Annotated in this window: 4 protein-coding genes; all 4 read right to left on the bottom strand. The window is 37.8% G+C overall.

Annotated elements, in window-relative coordinates; translation table 11 throughout:
* Window positions 1-217: 217 nt before the first annotated feature.
* The 4 genes from ccsA (SGJ10_03840) to ccsA (SGJ10_03825) are packed head-to-tail and all read right to left on the bottom strand — an operon-like array spanning window position 218 to window position 4,000.
* On the bottom strand, window positions 218-2,677 hold the full coding sequence (gene ccsA, locus SGJ10_03840; GenBank protein MDZ4757257.1) for a cytochrome c biogenesis protein CcsA: 2,460 nt from the start codon (window positions 2,675-2,677) through the stop codon (window positions 218-220).
* Window positions 2,678-2,715: 38 nt separating this feature from the next.
* Entirely contained in the window at window positions 2,716-3,099 is a 384-nt protein-coding gene (locus SGJ10_03835) for a cytochrome c maturation protein CcmE (GenBank protein MDZ4757256.1), read from the bottom strand.
* Window positions 3,096-3,323 carry a CcmD family protein gene (locus tag SGJ10_03830; protein ID MDZ4757255.1) on the bottom strand — a complete coding sequence of 76 codons (228 nt, stop codon included), beginning with the start codon at window positions 3,321-3,323 and terminating at the stop codon, window positions 3,096-3,098. Before SGJ10_03830 ends, SGJ10_03835 begins: the two co-directional genes overlap by 4 nt.
* Window positions 3,320-4,000, bottom strand: a complete 681-nt coding sequence (gene ccsA / locus SGJ10_03825; protein MDZ4757254.1) for a cytochrome c biogenesis protein CcsA — start codon at window positions 3,998-4,000, stop codon at window positions 3,320-3,322. Before ccsA (SGJ10_03825) ends, SGJ10_03830 begins: the two co-directional genes overlap by 4 nt.
* Between the last annotated feature and the right edge of the window lie 279 nt (window positions 4,001-4,279).

The raw sequence follows: 4,279 nt of genomic DNA, 5'->3' as shown, positions 1-4,279 counted from the left end.
TCGCTAAAAAGCCTTGCAGCAAAATCAACGACCTAATTGCATAAAATACTAATTTATAGTAAGTATAACAGTTTTTTTTAGTTTATGAGCAGACCCTAAGTACCATAAGGCTATTATAGTGAGAAGTAGTAAGTGGTAAGTGCCATAGAGTTGATTATTATGATACATTATACACGGCATCGCCCACTTTGTCTTACGACGTCAGCTCCTTATCCCTCTACCCTACCCTCTTCGCATCTCGCTTACGTTTGAAGAAGGCGATGAAGAAACCAACAACCATGATAACAGTTCCAGCCCATAACAAATTTACATAAGGGAATCGTATTGCTTTTAATATTATATAATCGTTCATGGTGTTTTTGAAAGAGGTAAGCAAGGTCACATTTAAATCAATTTCATCCCCATTCTTAATTGGTTTAATATCGAGCAAATCGAGTTTGGTTAATAAACCTTTATCAATTGCGGTGCTATGTACTAAGTGGTTTTTTTCAATTTTGCAATGCAGTGTAATTGGTTCTTCACCTTTCAAATTTTTAAGCATAAAATGCAATTCAAAATCGAGCCCTGTTTTCGATAAAGGTTTCACACTTTGCAGCGTAAGTTCATTATCATTGCCCAACATAATCTGTTGCCCTTTTCTTAAAATAACGGTGTCAGCATTCACCCACTCCTCTTGGTTTTCCTGTGGGTCCAATCCGCTAAATGAAGTAATATGCGTATATATATCTTCAGTAAGATAATGCCTTGTATCTGGATTAGAGACCAAGCCCATTTTTGGATTTGCTTGTGCATTCGGATGTAGTGTGAATTGCTCTACAACTTTATGTGTGGCTGTATCAATTCTTTCATAATCAACTGCCAAATAATGATTCACCCCCACATTGCTATCACCACGATAGGTAGCAGTATAATCGGCAATCTGAACAGGTTTATCCTTTATAAGCAACATGTTTTCTGCCTGCGTAGAATCCATCTTTTGGTCGGGCATGGTAAAATTATTCGATGTTAAAACCCTTTTGCCTGTAGTGGAAACAAGGATACCAATCAACATCAATCCAAAACCAATATGCCCCACACTAGCTCCCGATACAGAAAATTTCCCTTTGAGCACTTGTATAATATATCCCGAATTTCCTACTACGGTAAATATAGAAGCGAACAGCATCGTTACATATTCAGGATTATATGTTTTGAATAAATATATACCTGCAATAGTTAATATAACACTTATCACAAAATAGCTCAAAAGTAGTCGTGCGATTTTCTTTAAATTTGTATTCTTATATTTTAAAAACTGTGTAACTGCTGTTAGCAAACCTATCAAAACAGCAATAGGTAATTGTATTCTATTATAAACATCTATTTTGGGTGGTGCTACATTGGCATTCATCACCTTATCGAGACCCGTCATGGTAAGTATTTTATTCCAAACAGGAATGGAAGTAGTGAATATAATTTGCATGGCCGAAAGCACCAATACCAAGGACCCTATGAACATCCAAAACTCTCTGCTCCATAATTGTTGCTCGGTTTTGAGTGATGGGATTTCTTTCCATCTTCGCACCATTAAATATAAATTCAATAATACAAAAAGCATCATAAATACAAATAATTGGTTCGACAAACCATCATCGGTAAATGCGTGAACTGAGGTGTTTTGTAATATACCACTTCTAGTTAAAAAAGTAGAATATAATATCAATAAAAAAGTAATCGTAATTAATATAAAAGCTTCTTTCAAACTATGCCCCGTACTTTTAGCAATAAGCATCACATGCAGTCCTGCCACTAAGGTAAGCCAAGGAACCAATGATGCGTTTTCAACTGGATCCCATGCCCAAAAACCACCAAAGCTAAGTGATTCATAAGCCCACATCGCACCCATGATAACCCCTGTTCCTAATATCGCAGCACTAAATAATGTCCAAGGTAATGCAGGTACAATCCATTCTTTATAATTGCGTTTCCACAATGCTGCCATAGCAAATGCAAAGGGAACTATAGTACTTGCAAAGCCTAAAAATAACGTGGGCGGATGTATAACCATCCAATAGTTTTGTAATAATGGATTCAATCCATTGCCATCTTTTATAAGCTTTAAATAGTCGCTGGTTTCCATCCCACGCATTGTGTACACAGGCAAGTTCGGGTCTATCCATTGTGTATCATGGTCACGCAGAAGCTCGAACGGACTGCTTCCAAAATGGAACCAATCAAAATCGACACCTAATAACATAGATGATAAAACCACCTGCGATAATGCTATAAAAACCATCACCGGACTTGTCCATTTATTTACTTTAAAAAGTACAAAAACGCCCAAAATCATTTGCCAGAAAAGCCATAATAAAAAGCTTCCTTCCTGCCCTTCCCAAAAACAGGATATCATATATTCGGAAGGAAGATCGAGACTACTATGTCGCCATGCATAGTGGTACTCGAAATAATGATTTTTGATGATGAGAAAAAGGCAAGTAACTATGGCGAAAACTGCAAGGCCATGCACCCAAAAGGCCCAACGTCCTATCTTAAACCATTTAATTTTTTGGTCCCCATCTTTCGATGCAAATATAAAACTGAGCAATGCCAGTACCGATGCTCCAAAAGTAAGTGCCACGGCCAAATGGCCCAGATTACCGATGAGTAGATGTTCGTTTTTAAAGTAGGATTCTTCCATGTTGTATGCCGCACATTCTCTGTAAAGAGATGTTTAGCTTATTCAGTTATTTCTTGTTTACCTGTATTATATTTTGAAGGGCATTTAAGCAAAATTTTATCTGCGTGAAAATGCTCACCTTCCATTTTGCCCGCTATCACAATCTTGTCACTGCGGTCAAAATCGGGTGGTTTGGGATTATCATATATTACTTGCTTAGTTTCTTGCAAAGTGTCGGTTAAATAAAACGAAAAATGGTTGGGTTTTGCAGGGTCATATTCCATAGGTTTGCTTTTGTCTAAAACACCTACAATATGCACCTCATTGCCCGATGCTGCTGCTTCTTTGAAGCTCACGTATTCAGAAGTTTTATTGAACAGAAAAAATATAATGCCCAAAGCAACTGCCATGAATACTAATAATATAATACGATTGGTTTTCATGCTTGGTTCTTCTTTTGGTTTTCGAGTTCTTTCTCTAGTTTGTTGATGCGTCTTTCTTGTCTGAATAGGAAGAAAGCAATTCCTGCGAAGATAATTGACAATACAGCTACTACTACATTAATTTTGCCTGAGCTGCGAAAGGTGTCGTCTATAAAATTATTTTGTGCCATAACTTGGGTCGTTTGAATTATATATATGATTATGATCAAGAATATTTTGTTCATTTTAATTGTGATTTTATTTTTGAAATTCGATACTTCATCTGTGTCATCCAAAGAGCAATGCCCATCCAACCTATCACCGCAGGATAAAAAACCAAACGCATGGTATTGGTCTGTCCGTACTGACTAAAAGCTGGGTTGCCTTTATTACCAGGGTGCAGCGAATCAATTTGGTCGGGGATTAATTTAATTAAAACCAAAAATAAAGGAAAAGCAAATATATTATATACTGCCGACACACGGGCTTTTTTCATAGGGTCTTCGATGCCGTTGCGAAGAATGATATAAGCTGCATATAATAACATGCCCACGGCCACACCTTTAAGCTTGCTATCCTGTTCGGGCCAAAAATCGCCCCAAGTATATTGGGCCCACAGCATACCTGTGAACATCCCTAATACGCCCAAAAGCAAAGCCACATTGATTGCTTCGAAGGCCATGCGGTCGTTCTCCATATCTTCATTACGCAAATATTTGATGCTGTGCCAAACAGAGATGGCCTGCAAGAACATCATGGCAAACCACATCGGTACATGGAAAAAGAGGTTACGCATGGTTTCGTCGAGCACACTGTTTTGGGCTTCTTCCGAGAGTGGCACATAAAAACCATAAATTACGGTATATAGCACCAATGCTACAGCCACGTACTTCCAACCTTGTTTGATAAAAAAACTATCCATTCCTTATTTCGGCAAATTTCGGGGGTAAATCCCAATAATAAGTAGGGAAATTATCATTTTTTTACACGGGCTGATTTGGGGATTTGCCACGCTGCGAGATTTGACAACTTTGCCTAAGCTAGTGCGTTCGCAAATACCAATTCTTAAACTAAAATAGTTCTCCGCCTGTGGCGGCTTTAGTTTTTAGAATGTTATACCAATTCTTAACCTAAAATAGTCTTTGGACTATTTTAGGTTTGTAGAATGGTAATGCCGAACTACATCCCGAAAGCCCCGCTT

Source organism: Bacteroidota bacterium, from assembly GCA_034439655.1.
GTDB lineage: Bacteria > Bacteroidota > Bacteroidia > UKL13-3 > UKL13-3 > CANJUD01.
This window is presented reverse-complemented; position numbering and strand designations above follow the sequence as displayed.

Bases quoted from the DNA above. Each gene is read 5' to 3' on its own strand.
- ccsA (MDZ4757257.1), bottom strand. From the start codon at position 2,677: ATGGAAGAATCCTACTTTAAAAACGAACATCTACTCATCGGTAATCTG.
- SGJ10_03830 (MDZ4757255.1), bottom strand. From the start codon at position 3,323: ATGAACAAAATATTCTTGATCATAATCATATATATAATTCAAACGACC.
- SGJ10_03835 (MDZ4757256.1), bottom strand. From the start codon at position 3,099: ATGAAAACCAATCGTATTATATTATTAGTATTCATGGCAGTTGCTTTG.
- ccsA (MDZ4757254.1), bottom strand. From the start codon at position 4,000: ATGGATAGTTTTTTTATCAAACAAGGTTGGAAGTACGTGGCTGTAGCA.